Below are 17,248 nucleotides of genomic sequence, written 5' to 3' on the forward strand. Positions count from 1 at the left end.
ACTCATTTTGTCCTAGGGGATTTCAGGAGGAGCTTATGACAACAAATACAAAAACACAAAAAAAGAAATCAGAATTATGGGGCTGGATCAAAGCCATCTTAATCGCATTTATTGCTGTTTTTATCATTCGTAACTTTTTATTCGCACCGTATATTGTGAAGGGGACTTCTATGGAACCGACACTGCATAATACAGAGCGGGTGTTTGTGAATAAAACAGTCGATTACTTTGGCGATTATAAACGCGGACAAATCATTGTTCTTGATGGGGAAGAGCGTAGTACTCACTATGTGAAACGATTGATTGGTTTACCTGGTGATAAAATCGAAATGAAAAATGACCAGCTATATGTGAACGGTCAAAAAGTGGCGGAGCCTTATTTAGCATCAAACAAAAAGAAAGCTGCCGCAGATGGCACCTTGCTGACACCTGATTTTGGCCCTCTTACAGTCCCTAAAGGAAAGTACTTTGTCATGGGTGACAATCGCCAAAACTCTATGGACAGCCGCAACGGTTTAGGTCTTTTTACAAAGAGTGACATTCAAGGGACAACATCATTCGTGTTTTATCCCTTCCAAGATATTCGATTAATCAATCACTAACCAATAAGAAAAAGCACACAGGTGTGTGCTTTTTTTGTTTGGTTAAGACTGGCTTTTTGAAATCGCCTGTTCTAGATCTGCCAGAATATCTTCAATCGCTTCTGTTCCAACAGATAAACGAATAAGTTCTGGTGTCACCCCTGTGGCTTTTTGCTCTGCTTCACTTAATTGCTGATGCGTTGTGCTGGCAGGGTGGATGATGAGTGACTTAGAGTCGCCTACGTTTGCAAGATGTGAGAAAAGCTGAACCGAATCAATGAGTTTTTTTCCTGCGTCTTTACCACCTTTAATGCCGAATGTAAGGATGGCGCCTTGCCCTTTTGGTAAATAAGTTTGAGCCAGCTCAAAGGATTCATGGCCTTCAAGACCTGGATAGCTGACCCATTCTACAAGAGGATGATCTTGTAAAAATTGTGCTGTCTTCAATGCATTTTCACTGTGGCGTTCAAGGCGAAGATGCAATGTTTCTAAGCCTTGCAAGAGTAAAAATGAGTTGAATGGTGATAAAGCCGCCCCTAGATCACGTAAGAGCTGTACACGTGCTTTTGTGATATAAGCTGCTTCGCCAATCGCTTCTGTATACGTCAGACCATGATAGCTAGGGTCTGGTTCCGTCAGGCCTTTGAACTTATCACTATCACTCCAAGGAAACTTGCCGCTGTCGACGATGACTCCGCCAATGGATGTGCCATGGCCGCCGATGAATTTCGTCGCTGAATGGACAACAATGTCTGCACCAAATTCAATCGGTCTTAACAAATAAGGGCTGGCAAGTGTGTTATCCACAATTAGAGGGATATGGTGCTTGTGTGCAATGGCTGATACGGCTTCAATATGTAAAATGTCGCCTTTTGGATTTCCGATGCTCTCTGCATACACTGCTTTTGTTTTATCTGTAATGGCTGCTTCAAGTTCTTCAAGGTTTGAGGAATCCACAAACTTTACTGTTATTCCAAGCTTTTTCAAGGTATGAGCAAATAAATTATATGTGCCGCCATACAGACTGCTGGAGGATACGATTTCGTCACCAGCTCCTGCAATGTTTAAAATGGAGTAAGTGGTCGCTGCTTGTCCTGAGGAGACAGCAAGTGCACCAATTCCACCTTCAAGCTCAGCGATCCGTTTTTCAAACACATCATTTGTCGGGTTCATAATACGTGAATAAATATTACCGGGTTCCTGAAGTCCGAATAAATTCGCCGCATGCTCACTATCTCTAAAACCGAAAGAGCTTGTTTGGTAAATAGGTACAGCTCTTGAATAGGTGGCTGAATCCAGTTCTTGACCTGCGTGTATTGCTTTTGTTTCTAAACGAAATTGAAGTTCTTCTGACATGTGTGTATCCTCCTTTTGTTAGATAAAACCAACTACTTTAATAAGAAATATTTAATAAGACTATAAATCTTGTTTACTGCCCGGTCAATCATTTTTTAGATAAATCTGAAAAAACAATAAATATAGTTGACATGTCGGAATAGTATGTATTAACATAAGCATACTGAAAATACCAACAAGAATCGCTGATCGGTCAACCGAAGGCTCGTTCACTCAAGCATGAGTGAAGGGCCTTTTTTTATTTTAATCAGGAGGGAAGTTGAAGATGGAGAAAAAGAAAAAACGAAAAAAATACAGAAAACATTTGGATATCACATTAGACATTTTGATTGAGCGAAACAAATATGAGATTTACAGCAATCAAGAACGAATAGAAGCCATTTACGATCGTATTGATGAAAAGCATACAAGGTCGAAATAACTATTTTATAAAATACAGTTGATTTATAGGAATAATATGATTTAGGATGGTGCTAACAACTCAATATGAATAGCTGATCGGACAACACGAAGGCTCTTATCTCTATTTTTGGGATAAGGGCCTTTCTGTGTATCTATCTGATGACAAGAGGAGTGAACTTGCATTGACTATTTCCGTTGATATTGTGGATAAGTCTTTTTGGAAAGACAAACAAACCATTCAAGTGCTTGAAAACGTAAGGTTCACCATCGTTCCTGGTGAATTCGTGACGGTGATTGGTCCGAGCGGTTGCGGGAAAAGTACATTGATGAAGATGATTGGAGGGCTTGATACAGATTATGATGGGCAGATCGTGATAGGAGAAAGGCGTGTGGTAGAACCAGGAATGAAACAGGGCTTTATCTTTCAAGAGCATCGCTTGTTTCCATGGCTGACGGTCGAAGAAAATATCGCTGCCAATTTCAATTTAAAACAGGTGGCTGTTCGCCGCAAAGTGGATGAATTAATTGAAATTGTTCGGTTAAAAGGTTTTGAACACGCCTATCCACATGAGCTTTCAGGCGGGATGTCACAACGTGTTGCTATTGCAAGAGCACTCCTGCGTGATCCGGAGATTTTATTGCTTGATGAACCTTTTGGTGCGCTAGATGCATTTACACGGAAACACTTACAGGATGTGCTGCTGGATATTTGGCAGGAGAAAAGAACAACGATGGTGCTTGTCACTCATGATATTGACGAATCCATTTATTTAGCCAATGAAATTGTGCTGTTACAAGCAAGACCCGGCCGAATTCATAAAATCCTTCCCGTGAACTTACCATTCCCGAGGAATAGAACGTCAACAGCTTTTCAGAGCTTAAGACAAAAGGTGCTTTCAGAATTTGAGAAAACAGATGAGCTGTTACTGACGAATGGCTCAGGAATTTAAGGAGGTCAAATCGAATGAAAAGGCAAAAAAGGATCGTTCTCTTTCTGGGTATCCTCCTTGTATTAGCTGGGTGTGGTCAAGCAGCGAATGGATCAGAAGACAAGCCGAAAGAGGTTCGGATTGGGATTCAGCAAAGTCTAAGCCCACTTCTTTTAGCAAAGGAAAAAGGGTGGTTTGAGCAATCATTTGAAAAAGAAGGTATGAAAGTCAAGTGGGTGGAGTTCCAAAGTGGTCCTCCCCAATTCGAAGGGCTCGCCGCCAATCAATTAGATTTTTCACAGGTTGGTAATTCACCTGTTATAGCTGGTCAGGCAGCAGGTATTGATTTTAAGGAAATTGGTTTATCTCAGGATGGGTTAAAGGCGAATGGGATTTTAGTGAATAAGAACAGTGAGATTCAAAAAGTAGAAGATTTAAAAGGGAAAAAAATCGCCGTTGCCAAAGGAAGCAGTGGTTTTGACTTTTTATACAAAGTATTAGATCAGGCTGGTTTATCTGCAAAGGATGTTCAGATCATTCAGCTTCAGCCGGATGAGGCAATATCTGCGTTTGAAAATGGATCAGTTGATGCTTGGTCGATCTGGGAGCCGTTCTTATCACTTGAAACGATAGAAAAGGGAGCAAAGCTACTGGTTAATGGAGAAGCGACCGATTTATATTCACCTGGATTCACACTTGTCAGAACCAAGTTTGCCGATGAGTACCCTGAACTAGTGGTGCAATTTTTAAAAGTATATGACAAAGCGGTGAAATGGCAGAAAGACCATCAACAGGAAGCCATTACACTTTATGCTCGTTTGAAACAATTAGATCAGAAGGTGGTGACACAAGTATTAAACAATACAGAGCCGCTCAATGAGCCCATTTCTAAGAAGATCATAAACGCCCAGCAGCATACAGCTGATTTTCAATATCAAACAAAGGCGATTCAGCGGAAGATTGATGTCAATCAGGTGGTAGATAATTCGTTTATTGAAAAAATGCTGAAAGAGGAGAAGAGTTGATGAAAGCTGCATCTAACCCAGCCCTTGTGACTAAAACTGAGCGAATGAAGAAAAAAAGGAGAAAAGCTTCATCCTTCATCATGTTAAAAGGACTTGTATTACCTGCTTTACTCATTGCGATTTGGCAGGGAGCTGCTGCTTCCCAAATCGTTTCTTCTACTGTACTACCTGCACCCACTGTCATTGCGGAATCTTTTCGTGAGTTGATTCGTTCCGGTGAGCTGTTTGGCCATCTTTACATCAGTCTCTACAGAGCAATATGCGGGTTTTTACTTGGGGGAGGTTTAGGACTTGCGATGGGTCTGTGTGTCGGTTTTTCTAGGAAAACCGAGCAGTATGTAGATCCGACCTTGCAAATGCTGAGAACAGTTCCTCATTTAGCGGTGACTCCTTTATTTATTCTTTGGTTTGGTTTTGATGAATCAGCGAAAATTTTATTGATTGCACTTGGGGCTTTTTTTCCGATCTATATCAATACTTTTCTAGGAATTCGCAGTGTAGATAACAAGCTGTTCGATGTGGCTCGCGCTTTAGAGTTTAATCTGTATCAAAATATCACAAAGCTCATTTTACCTGCTGCCCTTCCTCATATTCTTCTGGGCGTGAGGCTTTCATTAGGCATTGCCTGGCTTGGTTTAGTGGTGGCTGAATTGATGGGGTCGAGTAGTGGAGTTGGCTACATGATTATGGATGCAAGACAATTCTCGCAAACGGATAAAGTGTTTGTAGGGATTATCATCTTTGCGGTAGTTGGTAAGATGACTGATTCATTTGTACGGCTGTTAGAAAAGCGACTGCTCAAATGGCGCACAAGTTATCAAGGTGAAAAATAACAGGAGGCGATATGATGAATATTCTATGGTTTATTCCAACGCATGGGGATGGGCGTTATTTAGGATCATCGAAAGGGGCAAGACAGGCAGACTATCCGTATTTTAAACAAATTGCTCAAGCTGCCGATCAGCTTGGGTACACAGGGGTCTTGCTGCCTACTGGTAGATCTTGTGAAGATCCATGGCTGACAGCGACCGCTTTAGCTGCAGAAACAACTCATTTAAAGTTTCTTGTGGCTCTTCGGCCAGGGTTGATGCAGCCGTCTGTTGCTGCTAGAATGACCTCCACATTTGATCGGCTTTCAGGCGGGAGACTGCTGATCAATGTTGTAGCGGGAGGAAGTAAAGAAGAACTTGAAGGAGACGGGCTATTCATTTCTCATGATGAACGCTATGAGGCAACAGAAGAATTTTTGACCATCTGGAAGCGGTTATTGAAAGGAGAGAATGTTCAGTTTCAAGGGAAGCATCTGCAAGCACAAAATGGACGTCTGCTATTTCCACCAGCTCAAACACCACATCCACCCGTTTTTTTTGGAGGATCATCAGAAGCAGGCATTCAAGCCGCTGCAAAACATACAGATGTTTATTTAACTTGGGGCGAGCCGCCTGCACAAGTAAAAGAGAAAATCGCACAAGTGAAAAAGCAGGCTGAAAAGGAAGGAAGAACGGTGAGGTTTGGTATTCGACTTCATGTGATCGTGAGAGAAACGGAAGATGAAGCTTGGCAGGCAGCGGAACATCTGATTCGTCATTTAGATCAAGAGACTATTGATGAGGCGCAAAAGACTTTACAAGGGATGGACTCAGTAGGGCAAAAACGAATGGTTGAATTACATCAAGGGAATAAAGAGAAGCTTGAAATTAGCCCTAATCTTTGGGCAGGCATTGGCTTAGTTAGAGGCGGGGCAGGAACAGCGCTCGTCGGGGACCCGCATACAGTAGCAGAACGTATAATAGAATATCAGTCTCTAGGTATTGATACATTTATCTTTTCTGGTTATCCGCACTTAGAAGAATCTTATTATTTAGCAGAACTTGTTTTCCCGCTTCTCCCATTTAAAAGAAATGGTGATGCAGGACCACACGTTCCTGCTGGTGAAATTATTGGGAACAATTACTTTCCTGATACAGCCTCTGCTGCAAGTTCCTCATAAATGAAAGCAAAGCAGTCATACTTGTGTCGGGCTGCTTTGCTTTTTTTATAGAAAGAGATGCAAGTAAAATGATATGTGCTGTGGAAGAAGGCAAGGGCTTTTTTCCCAACAGAATTTCTTGTATATACATATTTTAAGAGACAAGAGAAGAAGGAAAATATGCTCACTCTTTTGTCGGAATTATCAGTTAATATGTCGTATTTGATGTGTTAACGACATATAATTAGGACTTTTATATCTGATATATCGGGGGAATTCTTTCTATCTCAAAAAAATGAAAGATTAAATAGAAGAGATGATGAAAATGAACTATTTGAAAAAAGGCAGAAAAAAGATGGATTTATTGACAATATTTGGGTTTTGTGGTTCTTATGTTGTGGTGAAAAATAGTAAAAAAGGGAGAATTTATACAGTTGAACATGAACAATTGAATAAAAAGTCACATTTTACACGAAAATATGTTCGGTCAAAAATGGGATCTTCTGTTGATGTTTGGAGTGTGACGCCTATGATACGATCATCATAAGCTGGGAGGTGAAAAGTATGACTTATGCAGCGCCGCAAGTTGACTATTCCACTATGGAACCTGCTATTATGGACCAAGCTTGGTTCTTAGTATTTGTTGCTGTCCTTCTTGGATTGGGAGCAACAGTTGTTCTAGGAGCAGCAGTTTGGTGTTTAGCAAACGGCAAGGGTAGCTTTACAGGAGCCGTTCAGTGGGAAAGTGGCTTAAAAGTCCAAATTGAATGTAAGTAGCTATACTTAGGATTCATCTTTTTACTTCTTAGATAAGACACCAGGGCTAAACCGTCTGTGGCGGGCGGTTTAGCCTGATCTGTTTTTAAAGAATATGCAGACACTTGGAGGTTATATGTTTACGATCGAGAATTTAACCAAGACGTATAAAAATAACGTGACTGCTGTCAATGATTTTCATTTGAAAATTGCCCCTCATCAAATCGTTGCTGTGGCTGGACCAAATGGATCCGGTAAAACAACGATGATTAACTGTGTACTCGGCATCATTAAGCATACAGAAGGAACCATTCATATCAAGGATGTCACAAATGATGATCCATCCTTTAAAAAACAAGTCGCCTATGTTCCAGATGATCTGCTGCTCCCTGAAGCATTGACTGGTGCTGAATATTTAGATTTTGTTTCTTCTATGTATGAATGTAAAACAATTCAAAGAAGAAATCAACTAATTGAATTGTTTGATATGGAATCAGCTTTATCAAGACCGATTGAAACCTATTCCCATGGAATGAAAAAAAAGACACAGCTGATTGCTGCCTTTATGCTTGAGAGTCAATTAGTGATCATGGATGAGCCCTTTAGAGGACTTGATATTGAAGCGGTTATAAACACAAAGAAACTAATGAAACGTTATGCCGAGCACCATGGTGCAATCTTGCTTTCAACGCATGATATGCTTTCAGCGGAAGAGCTGTGCCACAAGATCGCCATTATTTCTAAAGGAAATAAAATGGATGAAGGGACGGTTTCGGCCTTAAAAGAAAAGTATCAATCAAGCACATTGGAACAGGTGTTTCTGAAAGCTTCAATGTTAAGTGATAGGGGTGCACATTTTGATGAAATCATTAATCATTTCTAAAATGATGCTTAAAATGTGGCAGCAGGAGATGTATAAGCTCTTTGATACTCAAACGAAGCGAATCATTGTGGTCTTATTCTTTTTGTTTGCAGTCACAATGGGAGCCATCATCGGATACAGTTTTACGGGTGTCTTTATGAAGGCTTTCTTAAATGGAGATGACCGTTCACTTGGGTTGTTGGTTGTGTCGATGGCAATCAATGCATCCATTTTTACAAGCTTGTTATTTGTGCTGATCAAAGTCAGAACACCTGAACAAGATCGTTTTTCTATGCAGCTCAGCTGGTTTCCGCTGTCTACCTTTCAAAAAAGTCTTGGTTACTTCATTCCGATGGTGACAGTCGTGACAGGGCTTGTTTTATTTTTCATCGGGATCTTGCTTTTACCTAATTTTATTGCACAAGGGATCGGTATTTTCTTTATTCTTACGTTCTTTTTGATGGTGCTGTTGCAATCGCTCTTTGTCTTAACACTGCTTCAGCTCATTTACAACGTGACTTATTTACTCGTACTAAAATTAAAATTACCGTTGCAAAAATTTGCAGCGATATTTGTTTTATTAGCGCTAGTTGTAGCGTATGGAATGACACATTTCGACATCAATCAAATACAGCAATCATATGTACAGTTTGATTATCATTTGATGTATTTTACAGCGCCGTTTTTCTTAGCGGCACAAGGGATGTCTCCTGACGGGGTGAATTATGCGATTTTGATCCTCTTCATCTTATTATCTGCGGGAGGCGCATTTATTTCTCTTGCTTTAATGCCAATTATGGCTGAGAAAAAAGCGTTAACCTTTCTGCACAAGCTGCCATTTTCATCTTCGAAAAAGTGGTCACTCATTGTAAAGGAAATAAAGTCACAAGTGAGAAATGAAGAAAATATTTTAAACTTTCTCATCCTCCTTATTGTCATTTTATTTGTCCGTTATCAGTTTGCCTTCCGCTTTGAAGGAGAAGCTTTTTTTGTCTTATGTGCGCTAGCTGGGTTAACAGCTTTTAATTCATTTGGCAATGACAAACGTATGCTTGGGATGTATAAAACGTTTGGTCTAAGGCCGTGGGAAGTGGCTCTTTATAAGTTCCTCGGGCTTTTGCTCGTTGGTGTGATCCAAATTGTTTTATTTATGATCACAACACTGACGCTCCCGGATCAGATATGGATCGTGTTGATTGGCGCTGCTGTCTTGTGTAATGCAACGGCTCTCTTTTATGTGGTAGGTATTTTATTGCCCCTTGATCGAAATAATCCATACACAGGTATTTTCTCGTTTGGAGCGCTTATTTTAATCATGATTCCGATTGTATTTATTGGAAACTATGTGATAGGGGAATCGAGTCAAATGCTTCAGTGGCTGCTTGTGGCAGGATTTGAATGTCTGCTCATCTTTGCCATATATAAAGGTTTTTCATGGAGGTATTCACATGATTCAACTTCTTAACAATAAGCTAAAGATTGAGCGGGTGCCGGCACTTGCGCCATATGTGACTTTACAAAAAAGGCATTTGACTGATACGCAGTACGGAAGCTCACTTCCAATTAACGAAAGTGCATATCATATGTTAACGAAAGTGGATGGTCAAAGGACAGAGGCGAGTATTACGGCAGAACTCGCCGATTTGTTTCAGGTCGATGAGTCTGTGATTGCCCGCGATTTTTATCAATTGATGATGGGGCTGAATCAGCATCACTTGCTGTCGATTCATTATCAATCGCCATATCGGACTGTCACAGCCTTCTGTCAATTTTTTAAGCAGTATCAAGTAAAGATGAAAGAGCGGTTTGACTGCACGGGTCATTCATTTCTTCACATATTGGGTACGGCTCTGCTGATGGTGACGCGCAAAATCATCTTTTTCTGGGTGCTCTTTATGATCATGGCGGGAATCGCCTTTTTATTTATTCCTGATTCATCGATTGCGGCCATTGCGATTTATTTTACGATTATTTATTTCGGATTAATTACTGGAACTGCCTTGCATGAGGCGGCACATGGGTATGCACATCGGAAGTTCGCCGGCCGGGATGGTCCTCAAGGCTTTTTTGCGAGCGATATGATGTCTGTGAAATTTGTGAGGCCTGTTTTAGACCCGTTTCAGAAAAAACAGGTGTGGATTACACTGCTTGGTCCGCTTTTGCCGGGGCTCATTGGCGCAGTCGGAATCATTGTGACTGTTTTATTTCTAAAAGAAAATCCAATTTCGACAGGGTTTTTCATTTTTTCAATCACGTATTTTATTCAATTGCTCTACCTTCTTCCGTTTATGGGGGATGGTAAGTCTATTATGAAGCAGTTATTGCTTGGTGGAATGGGAGGACAACGATCATGAACGTTCAGGCAATGAAACAAGGTGCAATTGTTGGTAGTTTCCTAGGTTTCTTAGGTTTTCCGATGCTGACCATTGGTGTTCTGTTCTATCACTTATTTCAATCAAAAACAAATAATGAATTATTATTTAACAGTCTTGCTTTTGAGATGGAAGGTTCGTCTGCATTTACGTTCCAAATCAAACCAAACTTTTTTATTTATATGGTTGTCATTTTTGCTGTCAGTTTTTTCATTGTGGCATTCCTATCAGCCATGAAACAGAAAAAAGCGAAAGATTAGGAGAATTCTCCTAATCTTTTTTTGTATATTAAACCAAATTTTAGTATAATAAAAAATAAATGTATAAAAGGGGATATCAATGATTAAGAAATGGAGCATTCTTTTATTGACTGTTTTTCTATTAGCAGGATGCGGCGAGAAGGCTGCAGAAACAACAACGACAGAGAAAACGGTCTCAGAAAAACCTGCAACAGAGAAAAATAAGGAAACAGCAACTCACGATGAAGTAACTGTCGAACCTATGAAACTAACAAAAAATGAAAAAAGTCTTTTGGAAGCATTATCAGATAAGCCGTTTGAAGCGATGACAGTGAAAGGACTAAAAGGCAGTAATAAAAGTGTATCCTTGATCGGTATGCATTACAAAGATGGACAATTATTAAAAGAAGATACAAAAAAAATCACCATTGACCTTCATCAAAATGGCGTCGATAACAGTGTGAATTTTATCTATCAGCTAGAAGATGAAAAAGATGATCTGTTAAAAGTAACGTATAGCTTATGGAAAGATAAAGAGCAAAGCGAACTAACGAAACTCTCGACTAGCATGGATTTCAAACAGGACGTGGGAGGAAACACAACGATATCAGCTTCAGATCTTTTTCACATGTCTCCTGGAGAGAAAAAATTAATTTCTACTACCATCACAACTGGAATGAACCATGAGTTTTCTGGTTTAACAGGTTCTGAAAAGAATCTGAAAGAGGAATTAAAAGATGTAAAGCAGGCTTATTTGGTGTATTTGCAGCTAGACAAATAACTATCGTAATATATATGGAGAATATGAAATTTTTTGACGAAAAATCTTCATATTCTCTTGACGAATTGTTAAGAAAGTTGTAACATAATAAAAGTCAACGCAATGACGTTGTCTTTAAAAGATTGATGCGGGTGTAGTTTAGTGGTAAAACCTCAGCCTTCCAAGCTGATGTCGTGAGTTCGATTCTCATCACCCGCTCCAATACATAATTTTGTTTATAACGCAGTATTTCGTTTCATAGATAAACGAAGTGTTGCGTTTTTTATTATGTCAGTATAATGTGAAAAGCACTGTGACCTACAGTGCTTTTTCAATGAGTTCATATTTGCTTTCTCCACCATGTATTTGTATAAACATCTTCGTCAAGGATTGTATAAGCGCTTCACTCTTTTCCCGGGAAATAGATGGTGGGAAGAGAATGATTTGAAGAATGCTTTTTGTGTCTTGAGAAATTTGAGCTTTACTTGCTTGAGAAAATAACCCTTTAAGCTCTGCGCCATCCTGCCATTCAATATGACCAGTTTCATTTTTGGATAATGAAAGAGGCCCTTTCAATTGATCGGCATCTAATGTAAGGATAGGCAAGAAATATTTTAATGAAAAAAATATCGACAAATCCTGTACGGAATTGGTCGAGTCAATAAATTGTTCTTTTTGAATATCAGCAAGTAGCGGAAGAAAGGGGATATCTTCTAGAAGATTCGTCCATTCTTTGATCGCTGGTACTTCTTCCAAAGTTTGATCTTCATATTCAAAAAACAAAGATTCTTGAAACAGACGCAGTCGGCCTTTTAACATTTGAGGGGATTTTCCTATCTCAATATGTGAATATTCAATCTGTCCAACATGGATAGACGGGCTTTGAGGTTGGGAGATTTCCATTTGTATCTTCACAGTGACTCACTCCAATCGGTCATGATACACTCGTATTATACTGAAAACAACTGAAGAAACAAAGAAAGGAGGTTTGCAAGGTGATTCATGTTGGACAATTAAAAGAAGAGTTAATTCAATATGCGAACGAAATTGGTGTCGATAAAATTCGATTTGCAAGTGCTGATACATTTGATTCATTAAAGGACCGCCTCATCTTACATGAATCGTTAGGGTATTTGTCCGGTTTTGAAGAACCTGATATCGAAAAACGAACAAATCCTGCTTTGCTGCTTCCAAAAGCAAAATCAATTGTCGCCATTGCGCTCGCATACCCTTCCAAAATGAAAGATGCTCCCCGAAGTACAAAGGATGCAAGAAGAGGGATTTTTTGCAGGGCTTCATGGGGAACTGATTATCATGTTGTGCTGAAAAAAAAGCTCGACATGCTTGAAGAATTTTTGCGCAGTAAACACGAAGATATACGGACAAAATCAATGGTGGACACAGGTGAATTGTCTGACCGTGCTGTAGCCGAACGTGCCGGCATTGGCTTTAGTGCAAAGAACTGTATGATTATCACACCAGAGTTCGGATCTTATGTCTATTTGGCTGAGATGATTACAAATGTTCCATTTGAACCGGATGAGAAAATAGAAGACCAGTGCGGAACTTGTAATAAATGTGTGGATTCATGCCCAACGGGTGCTCTTGTGAATCCAGGCCAGCTCAATTCTCAAAGGTGTATTTCGTTTTTAACACAGACAAAAGGGTTTTTACCTGACGAATTTCGCTCGAAAATAGGAAATCGGTTGTATGGATGTGATACGTGCCAAACGGTCTGCCCAATTAATAAAGGGAAAGACTTTCATCTACATCCTGAAATGGAGCCGGACCCTGAAATTGCAAAGCCGCTCTTAAAGCCACTGCTGACAATCAGCAATCGTGAATTTAAAGAGAAGTATGGTCATGTTTCTGGATCATGGCGAGGGAAAAAGCCTATTCAGCGGAATGCCATTTTGGCACTTGCTCACTTTAAAGATACATCTGCTTTGCCAGATTTGGTTGACCTGATGCATAAAGATCCAAGACCAGTCATTCGAGGCACGGCTGCTTGGGCAATCGGTAAAATTGGCGATGGTCAGCAGCTTTCAGAACTGGAAAAAGCCCTTGAGCGGGAAAGTGATGAAGAAGCAAAACAAGAGATCATCAAAGGGATTGAATTGTTACAAACACCTTTAAATACTAAATAACCTCCCATTGAACATAGAATGAACCAAACAGAGATGTTAAAAAAAGTTTGGTGGTGTCTGTGTGAAACAATTATTAGAACAAACGTTAGAAGACAGACTGGCATATTTATTAAATGGCAGTACGATCAAACAGCCGCAGCTGATGTCTGATGTGGACGCTGTGGAGCGAAAGAAAGAGCTGTTTGCAAGAAGACAAGTTGAGATTGTCAAGGCGAAAGCAAAAGCAAAACTTCTCGATTCAGCTATTCAAGATGATGGAGCTCAGCAAATACAATATCTCGCTCACCTCACTTATGTCTGTAAGGATATAGACGATTCTTTTTATTTAGAGGAACAGGTTGAGAAAAGAGAAGCGTTTCTTTATAACGACATGCTTGTGAAAGATCGGATGATGTTAGAAGAACGACAAAAGGAAGATCAGGTGGATGAGCGCTTCCAAAACGAAGACCAATTTGGAAGAGCTTTTCACTATGACCGGCGTGCAGCTGTTCAATATGCTGAGACGTATTGGAATAAACGAAATCCAGCCTATAAAAATTTCGAAGATAACTGTACGAATTTTATTTCACAATGTCTAAAAGCAGGGAATGCGCCAACGAGAGGATATCCGAACCGTGGATCTGGCTGGTGGGTTCGTCCACATACATGGAGCTACAGCTGGACGGTGGCCCATTCGATGAAAAATTATTTAGCGAATTCCAAAGCGGGGTTGAGAGCGAAGAAGCTCAAGGAGCCGCAGGAGCTTCAAATAGGTGATGTTATTTGCTACGATTTTGAAGGTGACGGTAGGTATAATCATACAACCATTGTCGTTGATCATGATAAAGGCGGAATGCCTCTTGTGAATGCACAAACGTATGACAGCCGTATGCGTTACTGGTCGTATGAAGATTCAACGGCTTATACACCAAGTATTCGTTATACGTTTTTTCACATTTTGGACGATGCTCCGAAGGATAGTTAATGGTATAATGTTGAGCGGAAAAGAAAATTAGAGGTGAACTTTTTTGGGACTTCATGTCGTTTTATATCAACCAGAAATTCCAGCTAATACTGGAAATATTGCGCGAACATGTGCAGCAACAAATACAACACTTCATCTGATTCGTCCGCTTGGTTTTTCGACAGATGATAAAATGCTGAAGCGTGCAGGACTCGATTATTGGAAATATGCCAATGTCGTCTATCATGATTCATTAGATGAATTGTTTGAGGCTCATCCGAAGGGGCAATTTTTCTATATCACTAAGTTTGGGCAAAAGCCGCATACAACGTTCGATTACTCGCAACTAGATGAAGACTACTTCTTCGTATTTGGCAGAGAGACAAGTGGATTGCCAAAAGATTTGATTGAACGGAATATGGATCGCTGTCTACGTTTACCAATGACAGAGCATGTTCGTTCACTGAATCTATCGAATACGGCAGCGATTCTTGTGTATGAGGCGCTTCGCCAGCAGCAATACCGAGATTTGATATAAGAACATGATAAAAGCCGAGATCCGATCTCGCTTTCAGTGAATATGTAAGTACTGAAAATATGAACGAAATGAAAAAGGATGTTCCGCTGATGGAACATCCTTTTTTTCATTTACCAGGCTTGCCTTCGTAGCCAGCTGTGAAAATGGATACTAAAAACGTAATGATGACGCCCATCATAATGACCGTTCTCATATAAGCTCCCCCTTATCCCTTTGTTCCTTCGCTGCCAGTTTCATATGTTGTGAAGTTCGCCTTGAAAAGCAGGAGATGAAGATCATTTTTCTCCTGTTTTTCCTTTATTATGAAGGGTCTTGCGGATGGTTGTCAATTCAGTTTGCCAATTCGTCATTTTGAAGAACGAAAGCATGTAATAGGACGCCTCCGCATAGATTGTAAAACAGTATCTGATTTCTAGCTTCAATCTTGAAAGAGGAGGTTCATATGGATATTTTAAAGAAAATTGAACAGCACAGAGAAGAAGAGCAGCGACTGAAATGGGAAGGCACCTTCAGTGAATATCTAGATATTATTAAAGAAAATCCACTTGTCGCTCAATCTGCTCATTCTCGCGTTTATCATATGATTAAGGACAGCGGGATTGAAGAGGAGAATGGGGTCAGAACCTACAAATTTTTTGATCAGGAGCTTTTTGGTTTAGAGGAATCATTGGAAAGGCTAGTGGAAGAGTATTTTCACCCTGCGGCTAAACGTTTAGATGTCAGAAAGCGTATTTTATTGTTAATGGGGCCAGTCAGCGGCGGGAAATCGACGCTTGTCACAAGGCTGAAAAGAGGGCTGGAAGAGTATTCACTAACAGATCATGGCGCAGTCTATGCGATTAAAGGCTGCCCAATGCATGAAGATCCGCTTCATCTCATTCCGCAAAATCTGCGGGAGGATTTCTATAGAGAATACGGCATACGTGTGCAGGGGAATTTATCACCTTTAAACTTGATGAGGCTCGAAGAGGAATATGGTGGCCGCATTGAGGATGTGAGAGTGGAACGAATTTTTTTCTCAGAGGACAAACGGACCGGCATTGGTACCTTCAGCCCGTCGGATCCGAAATCTCAGGACATTGCTGACTTAACAGGAAGTATTGATTTTTCAACGATTGCTGAATTTGGTTCAGAGTCAGACCCGCGTGCGTACCGGTTTGATGGAGAGCTCAATAAAGCAAACCGTGGAATGATGGAATTTCAAGAGATGTTAAAGTGTGATGAGAAATTTCTATGGCATCTTCTTTCATTAACGCAGGAGGGGAATTTTAAGGCGGGGCGTTTTGCGTTGATTAGTGCGGATGAATTGATTGTTGCACATACGAATGAAACGGAGTACCGATCATTTATTTCGAATAAAAAGAACGAGGCTTTACACTCAAGAATTATTGTGATGCCGATCCCTTATAATTTAAAGGTGACAGAGGAAGAACGTATTTATCATAAGATGATTTCAGAAAGTGATGTCTCAGATGTTCATATTGCACCGCATACGCTAAAGGTAGCTGCGATGTTCTCTATTTTGACAAGGCTGAAAGAGCCGAAGCGGTCTGATATCGATTTGGTGAAAAAAATGCGACTGTATGATGGGGAAAGTGTCGAAGGTTTCCAATCTGTTGATATTGATGAGATGAAAAAGGAATTTCATGACGAAGGAATGAGCGGAATTGACCCGAGATATGTCATTAACCGCATTTCATCCACCATTATTCGAAAGAACATGGAATCCATCAATGCACTGGATGTCCTCCGTTCCTTAAAAGAAGGACTCGATCAGCATCCATCGATCTCAAGTGAAGATCGGGAACGTTATTTGAATTTTATTTCTGTCGCACGAAAAGAGTATGACGATATGGCGAAGAAGGAAGTTCAAAAGGCATTTGTGTATTCCTATGAGGAGTCTGCGAAAACTCTCATGGATAATTACTTAGATAATGTTGAGGCGTACTGCAATAAAAACAAACTGCGTGATCCGTTAACAGGTGAAGAAATGAATCCTGATGAAAAGCTCATGCGTTCAATTGAGGAACAGATCGGCATTTCTGAAAACGCCAAAAAGGCATTCAGAGAAGAAATCCTCATTCGGATTTCGGCTTATGCGAGAAAGGGCAAACGCTTTGATTATAATTCTCACGAGAGATTACGTGAAGCTATTCAGAAGAAGCTCTTTGCCGATTTGAAAGATGTCGTGAAAATTACGACATCGACGAAAACGCCGGATGAGCAGCAGTTGAAAAAAGTCAATGAAGTAGTGGCGCGATTGATTGATGAGCATGGCTATAATTCTACAAGTGCAAATGAACTCTTAAAATATGTAGGCAGTCTTCTGAATCGTTAATAAATGAAGGAGGCATTATTGGCGCAAACCA

18 protein-coding genes and 1 tRNA gene are annotated in these 17,248 nt (G+C 40.2%); 17 read left to right on the forward strand and 2 right to left on the reverse strand.

Features of this window, described 5'->3' with window-relative positions; translation table 11 throughout:
- The first annotated feature begins 35 nt into the window (after nt 1-35).
- Nucleotides 36-602, forward strand: a complete 567-nt coding sequence (lepB, locus tag ID12_RS09210; protein ID WP_035392614.1) for a signal peptidase I — start codon at nt 36-38, stop codon at nt 600-602.
- A gap of 42 nt (nt 603-644) precedes the next feature.
- Here the strand turns inward: lepB and ID12_RS09215 are convergent, their stop codons facing one another.
- On the reverse strand, nt 645-1,937 hold the full coding sequence (locus ID12_RS09215; protein ID WP_008349114.1) for a homocysteine synthase: 1,293 nt from the start codon (nt 1,935-1,937) through the stop codon (nt 645-647).
- Between the two features lie 265 nt (nt 1,938-2,202).
- Here ID12_RS09215 and ID12_RS09220 point away from each other — a divergent pair, with 265 nt between their 5' ends.
- The 12 genes from ID12_RS09220 (at nt 2,203) to ID12_RS09280 (ending at nt 11,473) form a co-directional block, all read left to right on the forward strand.
- Complete coding sequence (locus tag ID12_RS09220; protein ID WP_019743964.1) at nt 2,203-2,358, forward strand: FbpB family small basic protein; 156 nt, start codon at nt 2,203-2,205, stop codon at nt 2,356-2,358.
- A gap of 163 nt (nt 2,359-2,521) precedes the next feature.
- On the forward strand, nt 2,522-3,289 hold the full coding sequence (locus tag ID12_RS09225; RefSeq protein WP_035392611.1) for an ABC transporter ATP-binding protein: 768 nt from the start codon (nt 2,522-2,524) through the stop codon (nt 3,287-3,289).
- Nucleotides 3,290-3,303: 14 nt separating this feature from the next.
- A complete protein-coding gene (locus ID12_RS09230; RefSeq protein WP_035392610.1) occupies nt 3,304-4,293 on the forward strand; it encodes an aliphatic sulfonate ABC transporter substrate-binding protein in 990 nt (329 codons plus the stop codon).
- Nucleotides 4,294-4,337: 44 nt separating this feature from the next.
- Nucleotides 4,338-5,126 (forward strand): ABC transporter permease, encoded by a 789-nt coding sequence (locus tag ID12_RS09235; protein WP_225310416.1) that lies wholly within the window; start codon nt 4,338-4,340, stop codon nt 5,124-5,126.
- A gap of 14 nt (nt 5,127-5,140) precedes the next feature.
- Nucleotides 5,141-6,283, forward strand: coding sequence for an FMNH2-dependent alkanesulfonate monooxygenase (gene ssuD, locus ID12_RS09240; protein ID WP_035392606.1), 1,143 nt, complete (start codon nt 5,141-5,143; stop codon nt 6,281-6,283).
- A 543-nt stretch (nt 6,284-6,826) separates the two neighbouring features.
- Nucleotides 6,827-7,039, forward strand: coding sequence for a hypothetical protein (locus tag ID12_RS09250; RefSeq protein ID WP_003211695.1), 213 nt, complete (start codon nt 6,827-6,829; stop codon nt 7,037-7,039).
- 115 nt (nt 7,040-7,154) lie between these two features.
- Nucleotides 7,155-7,901, forward strand: a complete 747-nt coding sequence (locus tag ID12_RS09255; RefSeq protein ID WP_008349096.1) for an ABC transporter ATP-binding protein — start codon at nt 7,155-7,157, stop codon at nt 7,899-7,901.
- Complete coding sequence (locus ID12_RS09260) at nt 7,879-9,345, forward strand: hypothetical protein (protein ID WP_050827085.1); 1,467 nt, start codon at nt 7,879-7,881, stop codon at nt 9,343-9,345. The genes ID12_RS09255 and ID12_RS09260 overlap by 23 nt, the downstream gene beginning before the upstream one ends.
- On the forward strand, nt 9,329-10,234 hold the full coding sequence (locus ID12_RS09265) for a PqqD family protein (RefSeq protein ID WP_035392602.1): 906 nt from the start codon (nt 9,329-9,331) through the stop codon (nt 10,232-10,234). Before ID12_RS09260 ends, ID12_RS09265 begins: the two co-directional genes overlap by 17 nt.
- A complete protein-coding gene (locus ID12_RS09270) occupies nt 10,231-10,512 on the forward strand; it encodes a hypothetical protein (protein ID WP_035392600.1) in 282 nt (93 codons plus the stop codon). Before ID12_RS09265 ends, ID12_RS09270 begins: the two co-directional genes overlap by 4 nt.
- A 79-nt stretch (nt 10,513-10,591) precedes the next feature.
- A complete protein-coding gene (locus ID12_RS09275; RefSeq protein ID WP_035392598.1) occupies nt 10,592-11,272 on the forward strand; it encodes a hypothetical protein in 681 nt (226 codons plus the stop codon).
- A 127-nt stretch (nt 11,273-11,399) separates the two neighbouring features.
- A tRNA-Gly gene (locus ID12_RS09280) sits at nt 11,400-11,473 on the forward strand.
- Between the two features lie 96 nt (nt 11,474-11,569).
- On the opposite strand, the gene ID12_RS09285 is transcribed toward ID12_RS09280, so the two are convergent.
- Nucleotides 11,570-12,166 carry a hypothetical protein gene (locus tag ID12_RS09285; RefSeq protein WP_080987785.1) on the reverse strand — a complete coding sequence of 199 codons (597 nt, stop codon included), beginning with the start codon at nt 12,164-12,166 and terminating at the stop codon, nt 11,570-11,572.
- An 83-nt stretch (nt 12,167-12,249) separates the two neighbouring features.
- On the opposite strand from ID12_RS09285, the gene queG reads away from it, so the two are divergent.
- The 4 genes from queG to ID12_RS09305 all read left to right on the forward strand — a co-directional run bounded on the left by queG (nt 12,250) and on the right by ID12_RS09305 (nt 17,217).
- Nucleotides 12,250-13,398: a tRNA epoxyqueuosine(34) reductase QueG gene (gene queG / locus ID12_RS09290; protein WP_026050065.1), complete on the forward strand. Its 1,149-nt coding sequence runs from the start codon at nt 12,250-12,252 to the stop codon at nt 13,396-13,398.
- A gap of 61 nt (nt 13,399-13,459) precedes the next feature.
- Entirely contained in the window at nt 13,460-14,362 is a 903-nt protein-coding gene (locus ID12_RS09295; RefSeq protein WP_050827087.1) for an amidase domain-containing protein, read from the forward strand.
- A gap of 43 nt (nt 14,363-14,405) precedes the next feature.
- On the forward strand, nt 14,406-14,879 hold the full coding sequence (gene trmL, locus ID12_RS09300; protein WP_003211950.1) for a tRNA (uridine(34)/cytosine(34)/5-carboxymethylaminomethyluridine(34)-2'-O)-methyltransferase TrmL: 474 nt from the start codon (nt 14,406-14,408) through the stop codon (nt 14,877-14,879).
- 442 nt (nt 14,880-15,321) lie between these two features.
- Nucleotides 15,322-17,217, forward strand: coding sequence for a PrkA family serine protein kinase (locus ID12_RS09305; RefSeq protein WP_017360374.1), 1,896 nt, complete (start codon nt 15,322-15,324; stop codon nt 17,215-17,217).
- The last annotated feature ends 31 nt before the right edge of the window (nt 17,218-17,248 follow it).

This window comes from Bacillus altitudinis (assembly GCF_001191605.1).
Classification (GTDB): Bacteria; Bacillota; Bacilli; order Bacillales; family Bacillaceae; genus Bacillus; species Bacillus altitudinis.